The 21,448-nt window shown below is 41.0% G+C and carries 14 protein-coding genes; 13 read left to right on the top strand and 1 reads right to left on the bottom strand.

Annotated elements, in window-relative coordinates; all coding sequences use genetic code 11:
- The first annotated feature begins 1 nt into the window (after position 1).
- From POV27_RS11695 to POV27_RS11645, 11 genes are all read left to right on the top strand, one after another.
- Positions 2–2,380 (top strand): TonB-dependent receptor, encoded by a 2,379-nt coding sequence (locus POV27_RS11695; RefSeq protein ID WP_272862956.1) that lies wholly within the window; start codon positions 2–4, stop codon positions 2,378–2,380.
- 99 nt (positions 2,381–2,479) lie between these two features.
- A complete protein-coding gene (locus POV27_RS11690; RefSeq protein WP_272862955.1) occupies positions 2,480–3,418 on the top strand; it encodes a TauD/TfdA family dioxygenase in 939 nt (312 codons plus the stop codon).
- 20 nt (positions 3,419–3,438) lie between these two features.
- Complete coding sequence (locus POV27_RS11685; protein ID WP_272862954.1) at positions 3,439–4,158, top strand: thioesterase II family protein; 720 nt, start codon at positions 3,439–3,441, stop codon at positions 4,156–4,158.
- 49 nt (positions 4,159–4,207) lie between these two features.
- Complete coding sequence (locus POV27_RS11680) at positions 4,208–5,842, top strand: cyclic peptide export ABC transporter (RefSeq protein WP_272862953.1); 1,635 nt, start codon at positions 4,208–4,210, stop codon at positions 5,840–5,842.
- Between the two features lie 116 nt (positions 5,843–5,958).
- Positions 5,959–10,392: an amino acid adenylation domain-containing protein gene (locus POV27_RS11675; RefSeq protein WP_272862952.1), complete on the top strand. Its 4,434-nt coding sequence runs from the start codon at positions 5,959–5,961 to the stop codon at positions 10,390–10,392.
- Positions 10,393–10,414: 22 nt separating this feature from the next.
- Complete coding sequence (locus POV27_RS11670; RefSeq protein ID WP_272862951.1) at positions 10,415–12,361, top strand: alpha/beta fold hydrolase; 1,947 nt, start codon at positions 10,415–10,417, stop codon at positions 12,359–12,361.
- A gap of 117 nt (positions 12,362–12,478) precedes the next feature.
- Positions 12,479–13,849: a hypothetical protein gene (locus POV27_RS11665; protein ID WP_272862950.1), complete on the top strand. Its 1,371-nt coding sequence runs from the start codon at positions 12,479–12,481 to the stop codon at positions 13,847–13,849.
- 62 nt (positions 13,850–13,911) lie between these two features.
- The gene (locus POV27_RS11660) at positions 13,912–15,270 is read left to right on the top strand and encodes a hypothetical protein (RefSeq protein ID WP_272862949.1); all 1,359 of its coding nucleotides are present in this window, start codon (positions 13,912–13,914) and stop codon (positions 15,268–15,270) included.
- A gap of 39 nt (positions 15,271–15,309) precedes the next feature.
- The gene (locus POV27_RS11655) at positions 15,310–15,951 is read left to right on the top strand and encodes a 4'-phosphopantetheinyl transferase family protein (protein WP_272862948.1); all 642 of its coding nucleotides are present in this window, start codon (positions 15,310–15,312) and stop codon (positions 15,949–15,951) included.
- Between the two features lie 77 nt (positions 15,952–16,028).
- Entirely contained in the window at positions 16,029–17,360 is a 1,332-nt protein-coding gene (locus POV27_RS11650) for an aspartate kinase (protein ID WP_272862947.1), read from the top strand.
- Positions 17,361–17,427: 67 nt separating this feature from the next.
- A complete protein-coding gene (locus POV27_RS11645) occupies positions 17,428–18,171 on the top strand; it encodes a head GIN domain-containing protein (RefSeq protein WP_272862946.1) in 744 nt (247 codons plus the stop codon).
- Between the two features lie 137 nt (positions 18,172–18,308).
- Here POV27_RS11645 and POV27_RS11640 read toward each other — a convergent pair whose 3' ends face one another.
- Positions 18,309–19,568: a coiled-coil domain-containing protein gene (locus tag POV27_RS11640; protein WP_272862945.1), complete on the bottom strand. Its 1,260-nt coding sequence runs from the start codon at positions 19,566–19,568 to the stop codon at positions 18,309–18,311.
- A 255-nt stretch (positions 19,569–19,823) separates the two neighbouring features.
- Here POV27_RS11640 and POV27_RS11635 point away from each other — a divergent pair, with 255 nt between their 5' ends.
- Together POV27_RS11635 and POV27_RS11630 are read left to right on the top strand one after the other, a co-directional pair.
- The gene (locus POV27_RS11635) at positions 19,824–20,372 is read left to right on the top strand and encodes an RNA 2'-phosphotransferase (protein ID WP_272862944.1); all 549 of its coding nucleotides are present in this window, start codon (positions 19,824–19,826) and stop codon (positions 20,370–20,372) included.
- A gap of 374 nt (positions 20,373–20,746) precedes the next feature.
- Positions 20,747–21,397, top strand: coding sequence for a DUF2589 domain-containing protein (locus tag POV27_RS11630; RefSeq protein ID WP_272862943.1), 651 nt, complete (start codon positions 20,747–20,749; stop codon positions 21,395–21,397).
- Positions 21,398–21,448: the final 51 nt, after the last annotated feature.

The raw sequence follows: 21,448 nt of genomic DNA, 5'->3' as shown, positions 1-21,448 counted from the left end.
TATGAAGCGTATATTCTTATTTATTTTATTGGCCTTTCCCAATCTTGTTTTATCCCAAGTTGAAATTCGGGGTGAAATTACCGATGTCGTTGGCCCCATTGCTTTTGCCAATGTTTATTTGTCGGATGCAGGTAATAATTTGGTTCAAGGAGCCATAAGTGACGAAAACGGGAAGTTTGTAATAGAAGCAACCCCAGGATCTTATGTGCTAACCATTGGTTATTTGGGATACAAAGATTGGAAGAAGGAAATCGAACTAAGCGAACCCCTTAATTTGGGAGTCGTACAACTTTCCGAAGACAGCGAATTGCTGGGAGAGGTAGTGGTTACTGCCAAAAAGAAAGTATTCGAACGAAAAGTAGACCGTTTGGTATTTAATGTAGAGAACAGTCTCGCCGCCACTGGAGGGGACGCTATGGATGCCCTTAAGGTATCCCCCGGGGTTTTTATCAAAAACAACGAGATTACCATGATCGGGAAAAGCGGTATGCGCTTAATGATCAATGGTAGGATCTCTCCGCTAACGGGGCAAGACATGGTTAACTTTTTGCAAACCATATCGGCAGACGATATTAAATCGATCGAGGTGATTACCAATCCGCCAGCCAAATACGATGCTGCCGGAAATAGTGGACTCATCAACATTGTATTTAAGAAAGGAATCGCGAATTCTTGGAACAATGCCATTTCCTATTCGTATTTACAATCCACTTATGCTGCGCATTCCTTAAGAAACAACTATTCCTTGAAGGAGGATAAGTACCAAATGCTTTTGAGCGTGAATGGTGGTCTTGGTGATGAGTTGAATCAATTGAGATCGGAAACCTTTTTCGCAGAGGGCCCTTGGGTGGCATTTACCGATAGAAAACACAGTAGGGATTTCCTTTCTACCAAGTTTAATTTCGATTACGATATATCCGACAAGACCACGGTGGGAGTGCAGTATTTGTTCAATTATAACCTTCCCGATTATACGGATAGAACCAATACCCTCATTTTAGATACTAACCGTGTATTGGATTCTTTGCGCTCTAACAATGGAATCAACGAGAGGGAGGTAGTTTATCACAACCTTAACGGACACATCATTCATAAAATCGATACGATGGGACGAGAGATTTCTGTCGATGTGGATTACTTGAACTACGGTTCGGATACAGATAGAACATTCCAAACCAATAGTTTTGATGCAAACAATGTTTTTGTGAATACGATTGCGCAGGCGAACAACTTTGCGAATCAGGACATCACTAACTTCAGTGCACGTGTAGACGTAGAACACCCGTTTTCAAAAATACGGTTCTCCTACGGTGGAAAGTTGAGTTTTATTGAAAACGATAGTAAAACAGAGTTTTTCAATACCATTACCGGGGAGCCTGTTCTGGATCCCAATCAGACGGACGATTTTAGATACAAAGAGAGCATACAGGCGTTGTATGTAAGTGCTAGTAAGAACCTTACCGAAAAATGGCGATTAAAGCTCGGTTTGCGATTTGAGCGTATTATGACCGAGACTTTTACGGCTACGCTCAATCAGACAAACGAGATCGACTATGACGAGTTTTTCCCTACGGCCTATTTACAGTATACCTTAAACGACAACCATGCCTTTTACGCGAGTTACGGTAGAAGAATTGATAGACCGAGCTATTCAGCTTTAAATCCATTCCGTTTCTTCTACGATAGTAACAAATTCAGTGAAGGAAACCCTTTCCTACGACCTTCGTTCACCAATAACTTTGAATTGGGTTGGGGAGGCGAATACATTAATGCGAATGTATTCTACTCTAAGCAAGTAGATGGTTCTGGTCCTGTTACCTTCTCTTTCGAAGAGAGCAACCTTACCATTATTAGACAGGAAAATTATTTTGAAAAGGATTCTTATGGAGTAGTGGTTTCTGGAGGAAAAGAAATCACAAGTTGGTGGGAAAACTACAACACCTTGTATTTTGTGAACTACGAACCTTCCTTGACCAATAATGATATAGACGCAGTCTTACGAGGTACTGCACTTTTCTTAGGAGCGACGAATAACCGTTTCAACCTCAATAAAGAGAAAACCTTTACCAGTAATTTAGGGTTCCAGTACGTATCGCCTTTTAGTGATGATCTTTTCGATTACGGAAGTAGTTACAACCTTAGTGTTTCCTTCCGCTATAGAATGCTGGACAAGAAATTGAATTTCACGGTGGCCTTTAACGATATATTCAATACCGATCCTAGTGATCTGGAATGGGTTACCAACGGAATTAGACAGAATTACTACCAGAACAACAGTTCTAGAAACGTAAAGTTCACCCTGTCTTACAACTTCGGAAATAAAACGAAACGTGTTCGTGCCCGTGATTCCGGAAACGAAGATGAAAGGGATCGACTATAGACTAGTTTTCACACACTCATATTACAAAGTTCTTTTACGGAAAAATACTTCCGCAGGGACACTATTTCTAAAATTTTGAACCATTAAAATTCTAAAGCCATGAAAAGCCAGGATGATTTTCTCCAGCATATCCATTTCGATGGAGTGGATATCGCGGAGTTTACGGATTATTATAAGAGTAATGAGTCCATGTTGGAGGAATTGTTGTCTCAATATGGAGCCATTAAGTTTCACGGGGTACAAATTGACACACCCTCTCATTTTCAGACGGTGGTCAACTCAATTTCCAAAGAATTTCTACGATATGTAGACGGAAATTCCCCGCGGACCAAGGTGGTGAATAATGTTTACACCTCTACAGAGTATGCCAGTAGCCAGAAGATTACCATGCACAACGAATTGTCATATTCTAACAGCTGGCCCAATAAACTCATTTTCTGCTGTTTGGTTCCTCCATCGATAGATGGGGAAACCTTATTGGTAGACGGACGTAAGATCGTAAAAGAGATGAACCCAGATATTGTGGACGAAATAGACAACAAAGGAGTTACCTATATCCGTAACCTCCATGGAGGGATGGGAATGGGGCCTTCTTGGCAGGATACCTTCGAGACACAGGATAAAGGGGAATTGGAAGCGCATTGCGAGCGATTGGGCATCGATTTCGAATGGAGGGAAAATAACTATGTGAGGCTTGTTCATAAGCGAAAAGGGATCATTAGGCATCGCCAGACGCAAGAGAAAGTGTGGTTCAACCAAATAGACCAGTTTCACCCGTTGCATTTAGGAAAACAAGTATATGAGGGACTAAAGCGGATGTACCGTAACCCATACAACTTCCCGATGTTCGTGGAATTCGGAGATGGTAGCCAGATTTCGGAAGCGATGATAGAGGAGATCTTAGCGACCATAGACTCCATCACCATTGCGCCTACTTGGAATAAAAACGAAATCCTGATTGTAGATAACGAGCTTGCCTGTCATGGTAGGAACTCGTACGAAGGGGACCGTAGGATTCTGGTTTCCATGACCAATTAATATTCAAAAAAGAAGTACACATGTATCCACAAGCCAAAAAACAGTGCTTTCTGTTGCATTTTGCGGGAGGGAATAGTTATTCCTACAATTTCCTGAAGGAAAGCATAGACGAAGATATTGAGTTTATCTCACTGGAACTACCCGGTCGCGGAAAGCGATTCCAGGAGGACTTAATCCCAAACAAGGAAGAAGCCATAGACGATTATGTTGCCCAGATAAAAGCCTTGCGCAACCAACAACCGTATATTATTTATGGTCATAGCATGGGAGCGACATTGGGACTTACCGTTACCAAAAAAATGGAAGAAGCGCTTGATGCACCCCAACTGTTTTTGGTTTCTGGAAATGCAGGGCCTGGGGTAAAAGAAAACGGTGCCGTAAAACGATATTTACTCAACGATACCGACTTTAAGAAAACCCTTAGGGAATTAGGAGGTATTCCTACCGAAGTGCTGGAAAACGATGAACTATATGAATTTTTCAGTCCTATTATCCGGGCCGATTTTGAAGTCCTTGAGAAGGATGATTTTTCCGAAAGGGGGTTGCAGATAAAGGTTCCCATCCACGCCATTATGGGCGATCGTGAGGAAACCGTAGACAGCATAGATAACTGGGCACAATTCACTTTGGCCGATTTTAAAAGTAAAGTAATTCCAGGCAATCATTTTTTCATCCACCAACACAAAAATCAAATAGCAAGCGCCATTAATGGTTTCGCCAATGTCCCATTGTCATTCTAAGGTGCATTAAATAGCTACTTGTATAAATCCACATCTTAAAATTTAGAACATGTTAAAACTAAGCTTAAAAAATATCATCTATTTGGTGTTGTATGCCGTGCCCAATACGTTTTTGAGTTTCGGTATCATTTATATCATCAATAACGTGCTTTCGGGTAACGAAGCCTTTCTGGGAAGCTATATGATCATCGTGTTTTTATCGGCGATTTGCTACGCTTATTTGCTGAATATCGTATTTCAGAAGCGACTCAACAAGTTCACATTTAAGATGTTGTACGACAACGAGAAGAACTTGTTCAATCAAATACTAAAGGCACCGCTGCAAACCCTAGAAAAGTTCGGAACGGAACGTTTTTACACCGCTATGGAAGACTTGCGAACCTTTGCCAGTCTACCATATACCATTACACATACAGTAAGTTCCTTGCTCATGCTCATTCTGGGGATCATCTATATGTTTACCCTCTCGGCTGTCTCAGCAACGATCGTTCTGGCTCTCATCGTAATGGTAGCTGTGTGTTACTTCATCGTAATGAACTCTATGTCGCATCAAATAGCGACGTTGCGAAAGTACAATGAGTACTACTATGGATACGTAAAGGATCTCATTAACGGGTTTAAAGAACTGAAGCTAAGCTCAAGCCGTAGAAGAAATTTGATGGACAATTATTTAAGTCCTAACCGAGACAAATCGGAGCAGTTGGATTTTAAAGTGAATTATATCTTTTTGTCCATCAATATGATTAGCCAATACGGTTTGTACTTCGTGATCGCCGCCATTATATTCGGGCTTCCGGCTCTGAATATCTTGGATCGGGCCGATGTTATTGCTTATGTAGTGGTTATCCTGTTCATTTCTGGACCTATTAACAACCTTATCAACCTTCAACAGAGCTATACACGATTTATCGTAGCCAATAGACGTATCAACAAATTTATGGGAGACTTCCAGATCGATATGAATGCAGAAGAAACCCTTCAGCCTTCCACCGAAGAATTCAACTCATTGAGTTTTGAAGATGTATGCTTCAACTACACTAGTGAAGATGATGAACCCACCTTTGCTTTAGGACCTATAGATTTGGAAATAAACAAAGGGGAAGTGATGTTCATTGTAGGAGGAAATGGTTCTGGTAAGAGTACGTTTATTAATGTGCTTACAGGATTGTATCAACCCAGTAAAGGAGAAATCTATCTTAATGGAAGACCTTGTGCAAGCATCAATGGCGAAATGGAAGACTCTATAGCGGCCATTTTCACCAACAATCATTTGTTTTCTAATAACTATGATGAATACACTTTAGAAGGGAACACCGAATACAAGTCCCTATTAGAACTTATGCGATTGGAGGGTGTTGTTACCGATGATAAAGATGCTTCTGCGCGAAGAAGTTTCTCCAAAGGACAGAGCAAACGAATGTCGATGATCTTTGCCCTTTTGGAGAACAAACCTATTTTGATTTTAGATGAATGGGCGGCCGATCAGGATCCGGTATTTAGAAAGTTCTTCTACGAAGAATTAGTGCCCAAACTAAAGGCACAAGGAAAAACAATCATTGCGGTAACTCATGATGATGCCTATTTCGATAGTGCAGATAGAATTATAAAATTCGATTATGGTCGTATTGTACACGACGTAAAAGTACAGTCTAAGGAGAGCCTTAAAGAGGTAACCTGGGCCTAATATTTCCAACAATATCTTATTGAAAATGACCGATCCCATGCATCATGGGAAGGAACCCCGTGCCTATATAGGCCTGCTACAAACACGAAATTCTCATTTCAAAAAAATTAGATCTTATGAAATTGACATTGCCACAACAGGATATCTATTTTGAACAATTATTACATCCCGAAGATCCCATCTATAACATCGGGGCTAAGATTGTTTTGAAAGGGAATATCATATATGAAATTTTGAACGAAGCTTACATTGCCTTGATCGATCAGCACGATGCATATCGAAGTGTATTGGTTAGTAAAGGTGATGGGGTAGAGATGGAAATTCTTCCTAAGCACAATTCGGTGTTGGGATATTTGGATTTTTCTGAAAAGGAGAACCCCGATGTCCACGCTAATGCTTATATGCAGGAAACCTTTGTGACGCCGTTCGATATTGCTTCTGGTGAGATGCTGCATAAGTTCGTACTCATCAAGGTTGCCGAACAGTTTTACTACCTGTTTTCCATGTACCACCACATCATTACCGATGGTTGGGGAACTTCCTTAATGTTCCAACGATTGGTAAAAAACTACAATGAACTGGTCGCAGTAGGCAAGATTGAAACCGAATATCCATTTTCTTATAAGGAGTTCGTCACGAACGATTTGGAATATGCCACTTCCGAAGGTTTTGAGAGCGACAAGGAATACTGGAAGGATCGTTTTGAGCGCTTGCCAGAACCCTTGTTCAAAAGAAAAGATGAGTCACAGACCATCAATAAAAGTCAGCGTAAGGAATTAGTGATACGTAGGGAAACCTACAACAAGCTGGAAACTCTGGCTAAGGAATATCGTAGTTCTACCTTTCATATCATCCTGAGCATACTCTTTATGTATTTCGGACGGAAGCATCAGAATAAAGACTTTGCCATAGGTCTTCCAGTGTTGAACCGAGGGAAATCGATATTCAAGAAAACCGTAGGATTGTTTATGGGCGTGGCAGCACTTCGTATTTCATTGGATTTTGAAAGCACGTTCGCAGATCTTGTGGGCCAAATACGTCAACAATTACGACAGGATTATCGCCATCAGCGTTTTCCCATCGGAAAACTGATTAACGAATTGGGGCTTTTTCAAAAAAAGGAAGGTCTATTCAACATCACTTTGTCCTATGAAAAGCAAAACTATGCCGATCATTTCAAAAACACCCGAACCTCTGTAGTTCCGTTATCACACGAGGCAGAACGTGTTGCATTGGCATTATACATTCGCGAGTTCGATGCAGAAGAAGACGTTAAAATAGATTTCGACTACAACATCAACTACTTCGATGCCTCCGAAATGGAGCAAGTGGTGGCACACTTTGAACAATTAGCATATGAAGTTATTGAACAGCCACAACAAAAGCTGAGTAGCTATAAATACCTAACAGAAAAGGAAGAAGTACAGTTGTTGGAAACATTCAATGACACGACATTCTATTACCCAAAATCGCAAACCTTGTTGGCGTTCTTCAATGATCAGTTAAAGGCTGATCCTAATAAGAGAGCCATATGGGACGGCACACGGAGTTACTCGTATACGGAATTGGATGCAACTTCGAATAAGTTGGCTAATGCCCTTCAGAAACAATTTGGGACCGAAAACAAATCGCCAGTAGCGGTTCTTATGAATCGCTCCGCTAATATGGTGGCTACATTTTTGGGAATACTTAAAACGGGGCGGGCTTTTATCCCATTGGACCCCAATTTTCCACAAGAGCGGATTGCACACATTCTGTCGCACAGTGATGTGAAAGGAGTTGTAGGCACACAGGAATTAGGTATAAGGTTAGATCATTCGGTAACCTTCATGGATATTGATGAGATGCTAATTGGGGAGGATTCGAACTTCGAACCAATCCCCGTGGCTCCATCGGAAACCGCTTATATCATTTATACCTCTGGATCTACAGGATTGCCAAAAGGAGTAGCCATAGGTCATGAGGCACTACTTAATTTTCTAGTGAGCATGAAAATAAAGCCGGGGCTTACCAAGGAAGATGTTTTGTTTTCGGTAACCACACAGTCTTTCGATATTTCAATATTGGAGTTCTTCCTCCCTCTGGTTGCGGGAGCCTCGGTTTATATTGCCTCTAACGAAGAGCTAACGGATCCTTTGGCATTGTTACAACGACTGGATGAAGTGAAACCTTCGGTAATTCAAGGGACTCCGAGTTTTTATCAAATGCTATACAATGCAGGTTGGAAAGGGGATAAGGGTCTTAGCGTGCTTTGCGGTGGGGATCTGTTAAGTGAATCACTAGCAGCTAAACTGTTGAATACCTGTAGTTCCCTTTGGAATATGTATGGTCCAACAGAAACCACAATTTGGTCCAGTTGCAAGAGAATTAGTGATCCAAGTCATGCAGGTGTTATTGGCAAACCCATACTCAATACCCAGCTTTACATTTTAGACGATAAGCTGGATCTCCAGCCAACTGGAGTTCCTGGGATGTTGTACATCGCAGGGGAAGGTCTAGCTCAAGGATATTATAAAAACAAGGAGCTTACCGACGATAAGTTCATTGCCGATCCATTCAAAACAGGTAAGCGAATGTATTGTACAGGCGATTTGGCCCGATGGAATAAAAATGGGGAAGTGGTGTTTATGGGAAGAGTCGATCAACAAGTGAAGATTCGAGGCTATCGAATTGAGTTGGGTGAAGTGGAAACAGCACTCAATGCATTGCCTGAAATTAAGGATTCTGTGGTAGTAGCCAAGAAAGACTCAGAAGGCAATGCCCGCCTTATCGCTTATGTGATGAAAAATAGCGAGTCCCTTGATGAAAGAGATTGTTTAAAAACACTTCGGGAGAAGTTACCCGAGTATATGATTCCTGGTGCCATAATGACCTTGGAATCTTTTCCGAAAACCCCGAACAATAAAATTGATAGAAAGGAACTGGCCCAAAGGGAAGTAGTCCCTATGGTAGATGAGGTAACGGAATTACCGGAATCAGTATTAGAGCATCAAATTTTACAAATGTATCGAGAAGTGCTAGGGCTGGAGGATGATTTTAGTACTACCGATAGCTTTTTTGCGCTTGGCGGACATTCCCTCAATGCTGTAAAGCTAATAAGTAGAATTGCTAACGAATTCCAAATTCAGCTTTCGTTAAGAACGATTTTTTATCATGACTCTGTAAGAGCATTGGCTGCCCAGATAGCCTCGAAGCTCAAGGAAGGATATGCTCCTATTGCCAAGGTAACAGAAGGAACATCGTTTCCTGTTACCACCAGCCAGTATCCTATGTGGTTGGCATCTCAAAAGAAGGAGCGATCCATAGGCTACAATATGTTTTCAGTCTATCAAGTAACGGGTGAATTAGATACGGAGCTATTGGAAAGCGCTTTCAAAAATATTATTGATAAGTACGAGATATTAAGAACACAATTTGTCGAGAACCAAGGAGAGTTAAAGCAGAAGATAAGCACTACGGATACGAATTTTAAGGTCGATACCTTTACTATAGAGCAAAGTTTACTCGAAGAGTGTATACAGTCTTATGTTCACGAAGCCTTCGACTTATCCAATGACCTATTGGTACGATTGGGTGTTTTTAAAGATGAAAAAGGAAATATCTACGTAGCATTTGCAACACACCACATTATCATGGACGCTTGGTCCTTGGATGTGCTTATTGGTGAATTGATGCGCCGTTACAAAAACGGAATATCGAATTCCCTTACGCCCATACCTTCGCTCAATTTTCAGTTTAAGGATTACGCCGTTTGGCAGGAGGGAAGAGAGGCCCTTTCAACATCAAATAATGAAAGGTATTGGAAACAATATTTACGAAATTATACGTGGTCTCCTGTCATTCCTGTTGACCACTCGTATGCCGAAGAAAATAATCAAGCCGCTGTCACCGACTTTGCCATTAACAAGGAGCTGAAGCAAAGCTTGGAGCAATTGGCGACTAAGTACAACTGTTCGCTGCATTCGTTGCTCTTAACAGCATTTACGTGTACCCTTCACACATGGAAGGGAAAGGAGGACCTATGTATAGGGACGGTTAATTCGGGACGTAACTTTCCCGAATCGGAATCGCAGATAGGCATGTTCGTGAAGACTTTGCCTTTACGTACACGAATTGAATCATCGCAGATCTTTTCGGAAGTATTGCAAAGGGTTCATGACGATTTGTTAACCATAGATGAATATCAGGATATCCCTGAATCGATCTACAAATCCCTTCGAGTAGATGTACTGTTTGTATTGCAGAACACCTTCTTTCAAAGTGATGACATTCGGCTAACGGATGACTTGAAATTGCGCCCGTACACCCTTCACAACAGTTATAGCAGACTCCCTATACTCTTTGATCTTTCAGAAGTAGGGGATGCCCTTTCGGGGACTATTCATTATGATACCGACAAGTATGAAAAAGCTACGCTAGACCTGCTCGTTCTTAAATACCAAAAAATGCTGGAACAAATCGTTGAACAGCCTGAGGTAAGTGTCGGATCCCTAGATATAGATCTGGCTTTCGAGAAAGAGGAAGCCATCGATATAAGTTTCAATTTTTAAATAGAAAGAAATGAAAAATAGCATGAAAAGTTTCACACGGTGGAACCTACGACCATTGGTTTTATTCCTTTTATTTCAATTGGGGGGAACCTTAGGTTGGGCGCAGTCTCCCACATTTGAAAAGGCCGAACCTTTTTATCCTAATTCGGACGCATTGGCAGAAGAAGAAGTGATATGGGGATTCTTAAACGTGCCCGAAAATTGGGAAGATAAGGAAGCCAATACCATTAAGGTTGCCGTTTGTGTGTTAAAGAGCTGGTCCAAAAGCGACGATCCCGATGCAGTAGTATTCGTTCAGGGAGGTCCGGGTGCCAGCGGTATTCAAAACATCCGCACCTGGTTATACCATCCTGTAAGGGAAACCAAGGATGTCGTATTGATGGATGTTCGGGGAACAGGCTTTTCTGAACCTCGGTTATGTCCGGATTTGGGCGAAGAGTTTCTGCAGATTTTGGCAAAGGACCAATCGGTAGAAGAAGACGAAAGACAGAAAGTAGCGGCTTCGCTACTATGTAAGCAGGACCTTTTAAATCGTGATATCGATATACGCGGGTATCACAGTCAGGCAGTAGCTAAGGATTTAAACACATTGAAAACAGAGCTCGGGTACGACACTTGGAATATCTATGGCGTATCCTATGGAACGCATATGTCTCAAGTATATGCCGATCAATATCCTGAGGATATAAGGTCACTCGTTTTAGACTCCGCCATAGATGACATAACCACTTACTATAGCAAGAACACCAGTAATTATATGGGGAGCTTGCGGAAGGTATTCGAGAAATGTGAAAATGACCCAGAGTGCAGCGATCAATATCCAGATCTTGAAAAGGTGTATTACGAGACCATTGCGCAGTTAAAGGACGAACCGCTTACTGTGAAAGCCAAGAAGAAAATGATTCCCTCGGGTGAGTTTACCTACAATGCGGAGGATTTTAAAATTGCGATTCAGCAGGCCTTATATCGTAAGAGCCTCATTGAAATAATACCCTTGTTGGTGTATCAGTTTCACGACCGTAATGAAGAGGCCTTGGGGAATTTGGTAGAAGCATTTTCCAGTCTTTTGGGCATGGATTACGGGGTATATTATTGTGTAAGTTGCAATGAAGCTTTGCCAGAAAATTCTAATGATGCATATGCACTCAATGCCCAACAATATGCTGGTTTGCAAGGAGGGGTTTCCTTTTATGGTTCCGACTTCAAAGTATGCGATCAATGGAACTCGAATACCACTTTGCCTTCTTTTACATCCGCGGATAGTACAGCCGTGCTAAAGGCGCCCGTATTGGTGTTTTCGGGAGAATTCGATCCTATAACACCATGGGAAAATGGGCAACGCGTTACCGAAAAGTATGCAAACAGCACGAATATAACAGGCTTTACCTATGGACACACTCCCAGTTTTACAAGAATTGGTAAGAACATAGCAACGACATTTTTGGAGGATCCCAATGCAACGCTCGATGAAGATACTTTTCTAGAAGCAGATGCCATTGATTTTGCCAAAGGAATAAGCCTAAACAACGGGGTTGCCAGTATGGGTAATAGTTTAACTCAAGTAAACCCATTGTTTCTAGGGCCGCTAGCCATTGCTCTGTTACTCATGATTGGCTTTAGTGCAACATATCTAGTTAAAATTATAAGAAAAAGGTACACCAACTTATCCGATGCGCTCGTGCGAGGATCCAGTCTGTTGGTGGCCCTATTGGGGATTACCACTTTGGTAGGATTGATTCTGGCCTTACTGAAAACATCCGAGCAGAACTTTTATGTTCTCGCCTTCGGTCTTCCAGAGCAATTCAACTATTTGTTTACCCTATCATTGTTATTTGTGGTATTGGTAGCCCTATTATTCATTTATTTCATTATTAGCTTGAAGAAAATCCAAGAACGAAGTGTCGTTTTCTCATTTATTTTTTCAAACATGTTAATCGCGACCTATCTCCTTTATTGGGGGATAGTATAACAAACCCCCGACCTAAAATAAACGACATTTCCCCACGATGTCTTTTAATTACATAATACCGGCCCAAAATTGCTTTGGGCAAGCTTACTCCATATTTCATGAATCTCTAATTAAAAGATGACCAAAACAAAGACTATTCTATTAAACAAATTTGATGACTTTATAGAAAACACGAAAACAGACATACTTCCAAGGTTAACGATAGATCAAAGCAAATTGCCAGGTGTATTGCAGGGATTTAAATATCCCATAAGTGCATGGCCCGTTTTGATAGACCAGGCATATGCATCCAAACTAAAGACGCTTAGCATTAAGCTTCCGAAGCTTTTAAAGGAAATTCCATCCAAATACTTTAAGAATGACAATTCGAGCATGGCCGATTTTTATTTCAACGGGAATGAAATGCTGGCACAACTCGCTATGATTTGCCATACTAAGAATATTGAAACCAGCTGTCGTTTGGATTTAACTGCGACCACTGGTGGATTTAAAGTATTGGAAATTAACATGGGTTCTGCCATTGGCGGAAAGGAAATGCAATATTTCGAACCCTTTGTGAGGAATACACATTCCCAAATGAACAATCTAGCGTCTGCTCCCGATTTTGTTTCAAGAAACACTCAGGAACTCTATATGCAGTTCATTGTGGACAATATTTGTGAAACCATTGGAGGTGAAATTACCGAGATCAATGTATTTCTGGGAATGGACAAGGTACCTCATGCGGCCTTTAAGAAAAGTGCTGTCGATTATTTTTCTGGGATCCTTAGTGCCGAACTGGACAAACGAGGACTCAAAGGAGGGGTTTATACCGATGCTATTGCCTCTTTACATCAGAAGAATGGAAGGCTTTTTTTGAAAGAAACCACTATAGACGCTGTGCTCATAGTAGATGCGGCTTCTGGAGAAATATCGCAAGAAGTATTCAGATCCTTTATATCGGATAACATCTATTTCCCGGACCATTTGGCCAATCGTTTCCTAAAGGACAAAAGAAACCTGGCTTTACTTACACAATTGGCAGAGCAAGGAGCTTTTGAGGAGGAAGAGAATGCACTTATTAAGGCACATATTCCTTGGACCACCGTCGTAGAAAACAAACATGTGATGTATAAAGAAAGTGAACATAATCTTGCTAACCTCTTAAAGGAAAGAAAAGATGAGTTCGTAGTTAAGATCGCAAACGGATCTCAAGGGAACCATGTTTATATAGGTAAATTTTTAGCAGAAGATGACTGGGACGATGTCTTGGTGCTTGCTTTTGGCAAGACTGCTTTTATAGCTCAGGAATACAGTGAATCGCTGGATTTTCTGGCTCCTAATGAACAAAATCAATGGACGCCTCACAAACTTATTTGGGGAGCTTTTGGTTTTGGAGAGGTATACGGTGGTGTTTGGGTAAGAATGTTACCGTCCAGCAATGATAAGGGAGTAATTAATTCCAATACAGGAGCTACAGAAGCTATCGTGTACGAAATAAGAAACTAAAATCCATTTTAATCACTTTAAGAACTGCTTATTCAACTGTTATGATAGATAAACCGACCATTATGGAAAAAAGACCTACCATTCTATCCGATAAATACGAGGCACTTATTAAAAATGAGGGGAACGTACCTGCTTGGATAGATACCGATACTCCCGAAGTGCCAGCTATTTTCAAGCATTTCGAATATCCCGTGAGTGCGTGGCCCGTGGTCATAGATCGTAAAACGGCCGCTAGCTTTAGGGAAATTAGCGCCAAGCTTCCTCAATACTTGGCGCAAATCCCGGCATTGTATTTTGACGATTCTGTAAAGGACATGGCCGATTTCTATTTCAATGGAAATGAAACGGTGACGGAATTTGCCCTTATGTGCCATAAGAAGCGGGTTGAGGTGAGTTGCCGTTTGGATGTCGTGCTCACATCAGAAGGTCTAAAGGTCTTAGAAGCCAATATCGGTTCGGGAATAGGAGGATGGCAAATCTGCAGTTTCTTGCCCATTTTGCGCAAACTACATCCGAAGATTGCCGAATTGGAGTCGGGTCATGAAATTGTGTTTAGGAATACACAGTACAAATACCTAGAATTCCTTATTGATAAAATCCGCCAGTACGTGGATGATGTACGGCAGGAGGTGAACATCTATATTTCTATAGATGACGAAGAAAAAACATCCAATGCATACATGATCGCATTTTTGGATGAACTCATGAAGGAAGTGCTGGAAAAGAAGGGACTAACCGGCGGGGTATACTCCGGAGATCTTTCATCGCTTCAACTTATAGGAAGTGAACTTTTCATTGATGGTAAACGCATTCATGGTTTTCTAAAAATGGACGAAAAGGAACTTCCACCCGAAGTGTTTAGGGCATTTATCTTAGACAAAGTATACTGGCCCGATCATTTGGGGGAATTATTAAACAAAGACAAGAGAAACCTAGCATTACTAAGGGAGTTGGCCGAAAAGAGAATGTTCTCTACGGCCGATAATCAGATCATACTCAATAGCATTCCGTGGACTGCGATTATGGAAGACAAAAAAGTAATGTTTAGGGAACAGGAATACGACTTAGTGGAATTGCTTCGCTCGAAACAAAACCAGTTTGTGATCAAGGTCGCCAATGGTTTTCAGGGAATCAATGTCCATGTCGGAAAATTTTTAAGTGCCGAAGCTTGGGAAAATGCCATACAGGAATCCTTGGGGAATACCTCCTATATCGCACAGGAGTTTAGCGACTCTATAGATTTTTGGGCCCCCAATTCGGATAACGAATGGGCTCCCCACAAGTTAATTTGGGGAACCTTCGGTTTCGGAAACACCTACGGAGGTGCCTTTGTGCGCATGTCTGCCGTTAAAACCGACGTAGGGGTTATTAATGCTGCTGCTGGGGCCGTGGAGGCCTTGGTGTATGAATCAATTTCTTAAAGGGAAACCTTACATCCAAATTATATAAATAGTCTAGTGATGACGAACCTATATTACACATATATCTCTAAAGAAGTTCATGATGATCTTCTCAAGCGGTTTCTGCCTAGTTTTCCTAGGGAGTACCAAGAGCGTGTTCTTAAGTATCGCAGGTGGCAAGATGCACAGTTATCCATTTTAGGGAGATTGTTGCTGCGCTATGGGCTACAACAACACAATTATGCTGGGGAAGGAGAGATTTTCTATAACGAGTACAACAAACCCTTCCTGAAGGACAAAGACATTAAATTCAATATTTCGCATTCCGGGGATATCGTAGTATGTGCGATTACCGATGTATGCGATATTGGGGTGGACATTGAAATTATGGGTGAAATAAATGTGCAGGACTTTCAAAAGCAGATGACACCCAGTGAATGGACAAAAATATGTTCGGCTTCCGATAAGCAAACTGCATTTTATGACTATTGGACACAGAAGGAAGCTACCTTAAAGGCCAATGGAATGGGGCTCTCTATACCCTTGAACTCTTTCGAAATCATCGATAATGCTTCGGTAGTAGACAATGAAACTTTCTTTTTGGAAGAGTTGGATGTTCAGGAGAATTACAAATGCCATATTGCTTTTAAAGGGCAAAATACAGACATCTGTATCGCCCATCTTAAAGAAGCCTTTGCCTAAGTGATATGCGATTTTGAACGGAATTTAAAGTTCCTCTTCAATAAGAAAACCAAGACCTATAATCTCATTGAAATACTATGATAAAAGTGCTAAAATTTGGGGGTTCCTCTGTGGGATCGATTAAAAATTTACACACCATACGTGGACTGCTGAAACAAACCCAAGGCAAGAAAATTGTGGTTTGCTCCGCCATTAAAGGGGTCACCGATCGCCTAGTGGTGCTTGCAGGGCATGTAAAAGAAAACCAAACGGTTGCCGCAGAAAACAGTTTGGATTTGCTTCAAAAACAGCACCATGCGTTTATTGAAGATCTTATCGATAGTCCAGCAACAAGGAAGGAAACCAAGGCGCATATAGATCGTTTGATTTCAGAAGTAAGAAAATTTGTACTAAGGGATTCCTCTCAAATAAACACTTCCCAAATTCTTACATTGGGGGAAGAGCTACTAACTGTCATTTTTTCTAAGTTTCTTACCGCATCTGGTGTTCACAATGTACTGCTTAAGGCAAAGGATTTTATGTATATAGATTCTTTGGAAACACCCAATATTGAAAAGGTTACTTCGAAACTTAGAGCAGAATTACAACATGAGGAACCTACGGATATCTACATTACCCAAGGGTTTGTTTGTCGGGATAAAAAAGGGACTTTGAGTAATCTTCAAAGAGGTGGGAGTGATTATACGGCTACCATTATTGGCGCCGCTGTAAATGCAGACGAAGTTCAGATTTGGACAGATATTAATGGGCTCCACAACAATGATCCCAGATATGTTGCTGAAACCTTTTCCATACCTCAAATCTCGTATGGAGAGGCGGCCGACCTAGCTTTTTTTGGAGCGAAGATTTTACATCCTAAGACGATGATTCCGATCAAGGACAGACATATACCGCTTATTTTGAAAAACACTTTCGATCCTACTGCCGAAGGAACCGTCATTTCGAATAAGGCATTAAAAAAAGGCATTAAGGCGATTGCTGCAAAAGATGGAATTACCTTACTTAAAGTAAGGATAAATCGAAACATTTCCCTTTCCCAGTATGTATCTTCCGCCTCAGAGATCCTTAGTAAACACAAGGCTACCGTAGATATGTTTACGATTTCAGGAGATTCGGTATCACTGGCTATCCAGAATACAAGTCGTCTTAATGAAATCATAGCCGATCTAAGAAAGGAATCTTCGGTAACAGCCTACTTCGATCATAGTATTATCTGTATTGTGGGAGAAGCGCTGAGCCAGGATAAAAATGCAGAGAAAATAACCGATATAATCAACGAATTACCCGTAAAGATGGTGTCTTATGAGAATAGTGACAATATTCCGTTTCTGGTAGATACTACTCATAAAATTACCGTTTTACGGTACTTAAACGACCAACTATTTTCATCCAACCTTGCCATTGCGTAAACTGTGGAAGGATTTTTAGGATGAGGAATGCGATCAATATGAAATTCAATAATTAAAACAGGATAAAATGAAAAAGCAATTCGTACCCACAGTAATTCTTATGCTTATGGCATTCGGAATCATGACGGCCCAAGAAACCGTTGCGGTAGATTCTTTTGAAAAAGTAATCATTAGCCCACATGTGGCCGTAACCTTTGAGGAAGGGAAGAGCGAAGCAGTTGTAATAGAGAGTTGCAATGTAGACAAGGACAAGGTAAACATCGAAGTAAAGGGTAAAACGCTACGCATTTATTTAGATGGCGCCAAGGAAGTGACCAAAAGTGAAGAGGTAGTTATCAATGGAGAAAGAATCCGTAAACCTCTTTATAAGGGAACGGTCCTTACGGTCTCCGTAAGTTACAAGAACCTGCAGGATATTTCGATTCGAGGGGAAGAAGAGATCAATTTTACCAGTGCTTTCAACCAAAATGATTTGGATTTGAAAATCTTCGGGGAATCGTGGGTTTATTTCGATAGCCTGAAGCTGAATAAAATAAATATTTCCATTCATGGAGAGAGTTATTTGGAGTTTAAATCCGGAAGTATTGATGAGCAAAAAATAACTGCCTATGGTGAGAGTCGAGTGAATGCAGTAGGTATAGATAATGATAAGACCAAGCTAACGGCCTATGGCGAGAGTGATATTCAATTAAACGTTTCCGAGCTTCTTAAGGTAACTGCTTATGGCGATGCCAACGTTAGATATAGTGGTAATGCCAAGCTTAAGAAAGGACTTACCATTGGAGATGTGTCCATTCAAGCCATGGATTAACGATACCCCAAAAATACTATCAAGACTAAAGCTTCATAATTGTTTTGTTTGTACTTAGGTTAAAAGCCATCCCATTTGTTTGGGATGGCTTTTTTGTTTTATGCTAGTCTTGTGGTTGTATTGACGATTTGAATGAACTATTTATTGGATTTAGGACTGCTCAAGTTGTAGGTTACCCCAAAGTAATGTCCAAATTTGAACTTCTCATTTGTAGGAACATTGCCTTGTCCATCCAAGACATATTCGGTTTCTCCATCGGCCTCGAAGCCGTTCTTCAAAACATCCACTCGTCCCATGGATACTCCAGCATGAAATACCCAACGTTCATTTTTTCCGAGGATAAGTCCACCGCCTGCTAACAGTTGAAAACTCTGTCTGTCGGTCACCAAGGTTCCAAAATTTAGGGAAGGTTTTACCCATCCATTGCTTCGATAGGTGATATTTACCAACATCCCAAGCCCAAAGTCATAATCCCCAAGGTCATCTTGTCTAATGGTGCTTCGATCTGTGTTTACGTTGTTTCCATTGCCATCATCTTCGGTGACCACTGCGGTTGAAAATGTCTGATCGAATAAGGAAGTAATGAATGCCCCTCCGCTAAAGTCAATTTTAAATCCTCCGCGAATCCACACCTTATAGGTATAGGTTTGAGGAACGGTGGCATCCAGTTCATATACATCCAACTGAACTTCCACATAGTCTATATTATCTCCATTTACATCTATGGGTAATAGATAGGCGTCGTTCTTTGCAGAAAGCAATTTTTTAATTTTCTCCTCTACTAGCTTTAGTTTGCTCTCGATCTCCTTTTGCTTATTCTTCACAGCATCGGTTGCACTTGCATCGCCGTCAATTTTTGCTTGAATTTCCTCTTTTCCAGCTTCTTGAGAAGCTAGGGTTTCAACGTATGTTTTACGTTTAAGCCTTAGGTCATCAAAATCGATGACTTCCGAAGCGATCAATTGTGCTATATAGATGGATATTTCTTCATCCAACTTCACGATTTCTTCTTCCAGGTCTTTTTGAAGCTCCTCTATGGTCTTTGCAGTCCCGTCTGCTTTCATCTCTTCGAGCATACTTTGACCTGTATCGGTTGTTCTTTCAAAATTGAAATCGATATCCGAGAATAGATTCACTTTCTTAAAGTCCAGTACATAGGTATATCTAAAGGGGTTTCCGTTTGAGAGTCTAAAAGCGATAGGGCTTTTGGCATCTGCGACAAGACTTTTCTCGTTGCCCGAATGCTCTACACTGTTGTATTCCGGTCTGGATAAATCTAGATCAATAACAGTAGTGGTTATATTATTGTGCGTACTATCGATTTCATTAGTTCTTCTTTGGGCAGTAAGAAATTGCGTACTCACAAATAGGATACATAGAAGGGTTAGCTTTCTCATTTTAATAGATTAAATATTAGTTATGAGTCAAAAGTAGCTGTCCCTGTCCTTGAGTTAAATACCCATTAGTGGGTATAATAGGGGTTGGTAATGATGGGATGATACGATACTGGTGGTAGGATTCCATTGGAACTAGTGTTGCATTTCTTTTTGCACTGAGGTATTACGCCATTAATTCTTTCCATAAGCTTACACTTCAGTGAAGGAGTTTGTTTTTCTATATTTGATCCTCTTTTCAATGAACTGAATAGGAAAATGACCGAAAAACAAACAAAACATATAAGCAAGTTCCTAAGTTTGGTGCTAAGGCATGCCCCGGAGAAAATAGGACTTACCCTAGACGAAGCCGGATGGGCCAACGTGGATGAGTTGCTGGAAAAAATGAACGGAAAGGGACCTGACGTCGATTTCGAGGTGCTACAATATGTCGTGGACACCAATAATAAAAAACGATTCGCTTTCAATGACGACAAGACTAAGATACGCGCCAATCAAGGCCATTCCATTACCATAGAACATGGGTTTACACCCGTAGATCCCCCCGAAATTCTTTATCATGGCACAGGAGCAAAGTCCGTGGATAGTATTCTCCAAAACGGAATTGAAAAAAGGAATCGGCATCACGTACATTTAAGTCAGGATCGAGAAACAGCCCTCAAAGTCGGACAACGCCATGGGAAACCAGTAGTCCTCGAAATTATGGCCACCCGCATGCAAGCCGATGGCCATTTGTTTTATCTATCTGAAAACGATGTCTGGCTTACCGATTTCGTCCCAACCCAATATATTAAGAAGGACCCGTAGTAAAATACTACATAGATCATGCTGCTGTCATTGTCGAATTTAGGTTCGATATGGATTACCCTAGCTTCAATATAGGGGTAATCCCTTGATTTATTGGTGGTATGTCTCAAGACAGATTCAGGGTATTCCGGCTATTTTCAACTTTCCTAATGCTACAAATTTGTAGTACAACAATCCCAGATGTTTTGTAGGGGTTTGGCTTATATTGAAAATAACTCTTACCGAATAACAGGATACTCAAAGTAGTTATAGATCCTCTTAAAACCCTACAGACTATTGAAAGGATTGTGGAATACATAATCGTGTATTCCATATTGAATTTGCAACTAACACTCTTCTATAAAAATTATTATTAACCATTAAATATTTTAATTATGTCACAAGAACAAGAATTAGTGTCGATGGCACAGGCCTTTACGGGCTTGCCGATGGAAGACCTCATAGGCGCTCCGTTAAATGCCGCAGCCAAAGCCAATGCTGCAATGGCATTAACACAGACAAAGTTTATGCTGGATACCTGCTTTTCTATTTCTGAAGATGGACAGTATACTCCCATCATGATTGAGATGAATCTTACCAGAGGGGTAATTATTCCCGCTACGGATACCGATCCGGCTACGATTGATACGATCACGACCAAGTTCGAATTACCTATTTTAACGATTATACCGCTGAATTCGCTGGCAGTAGACAATGTTGATATCACGTTCGAAATGGAGGTGAAATCCAGTTATGGCGAAGAAACGAGCGAACAACAGGAGGTAGCTATGGCAGCAGCGGCCGAATGGGAAGTCAAGGCTTCTTACGGACCGGTTTCTGCGTCCATAACGGGAAGTGCGAGTTATGATAGTAAAGAAAGTTCGAGTTTCGATTCGCACTATGAAAAAAGTAATTCGGCTAAGTACACGGTTAATGTACATGCTGGACAGCTCCCCTTACCCAAGGGGGTCAATACCATTATAGAGGCATATACTTTGGCTATTGAGCCTTATGAAATGCCCGAATATACAAATGAAGCAAACTAAATAATTTTAAGTAGGTTACCGGTAATGTATTGATTATGGATTATCGGTAAC

This window comes from Aureisphaera galaxeae (assembly GCF_028561275.1).
Taxonomy (GTDB): Bacteria; Bacteroidota; Bacteroidia; order Flavobacteriales; family Flavobacteriaceae; genus Aureisphaera; species Aureisphaera galaxeae.
The sequence above is the reverse complement of the archived record's forward strand: the minus strand, read 5'-3'. Positions and strand labels throughout refer to the sequence as shown.

Bases quoted from the DNA above. Each gene is read 5' to 3' on its own strand.
- POV27_RS11645 (WP_272862946.1), top strand. From the start codon at position 17,428: ATGAAAAAGCAATTCGTACCCACAGTAATTCTTATGCTTATGGCATTC.
- POV27_RS11640 (WP_272862945.1), bottom strand. From the start codon at position 19,568: ATGAGAAAGCTAACCCTTCTATGTATCCTATTTGTGAGTACGCAATTT.
- POV27_RS11680 (WP_272862953.1), top strand. From the start codon at position 4,208: ATGTTAAAACTAAGCTTAAAAAATATCATCTATTTGGTGTTGTATGCC.
- POV27_RS11695 (WP_272862956.1), top strand. From the start codon at position 2: ATGAAGCGTATATTCTTATTTATTTTATTGGCCTTTCCCAATCTTGTT.
- POV27_RS11675 (WP_272862952.1), top strand. From the start codon at position 5,959: ATGAAATTGACATTGCCACAACAGGATATCTATTTTGAACAATTATTA.
- POV27_RS11650 (WP_272862947.1), top strand. From the start codon at position 16,029: ATGATAAAAGTGCTAAAATTTGGGGGTTCCTCTGTGGGATCGATTAAA.
- POV27_RS11630 (WP_272862943.1), top strand. From the start codon at position 20,747: ATGTCACAAGAACAAGAATTAGTGTCGATGGCACAGGCCTTTACGGGC.
- POV27_RS11670 (WP_272862951.1), top strand. From the start codon at position 10,415: ATGAAAAGTTTCACACGGTGGAACCTACGACCATTGGTTTTATTCCTT.
- POV27_RS11685 (WP_272862954.1), top strand. From the start codon at position 3,439: ATGTATCCACAAGCCAAAAAACAGTGCTTTCTGTTGCATTTTGCGGGA.
- POV27_RS11690 (WP_272862955.1), top strand. From the start codon at position 2,480: ATGAAAAGCCAGGATGATTTTCTCCAGCATATCCATTTCGATGGAGTG.
- POV27_RS11635 (WP_272862944.1), top strand. From the start codon at position 19,824: ATGACCGAAAAACAAACAAAACATATAAGCAAGTTCCTAAGTTTGGTG.
- POV27_RS11660 (WP_272862949.1), top strand. From the start codon at position 13,912: ATGGAAAAAAGACCTACCATTCTATCCGATAAATACGAGGCACTTATT.
- POV27_RS11655 (WP_272862948.1), top strand. From the start codon at position 15,310: ATGACGAACCTATATTACACATATATCTCTAAAGAAGTTCATGATGAT.
- POV27_RS11665 (WP_272862950.1), top strand. From the start codon at position 12,479: ATGACCAAAACAAAGACTATTCTATTAAACAAATTTGATGACTTTATA.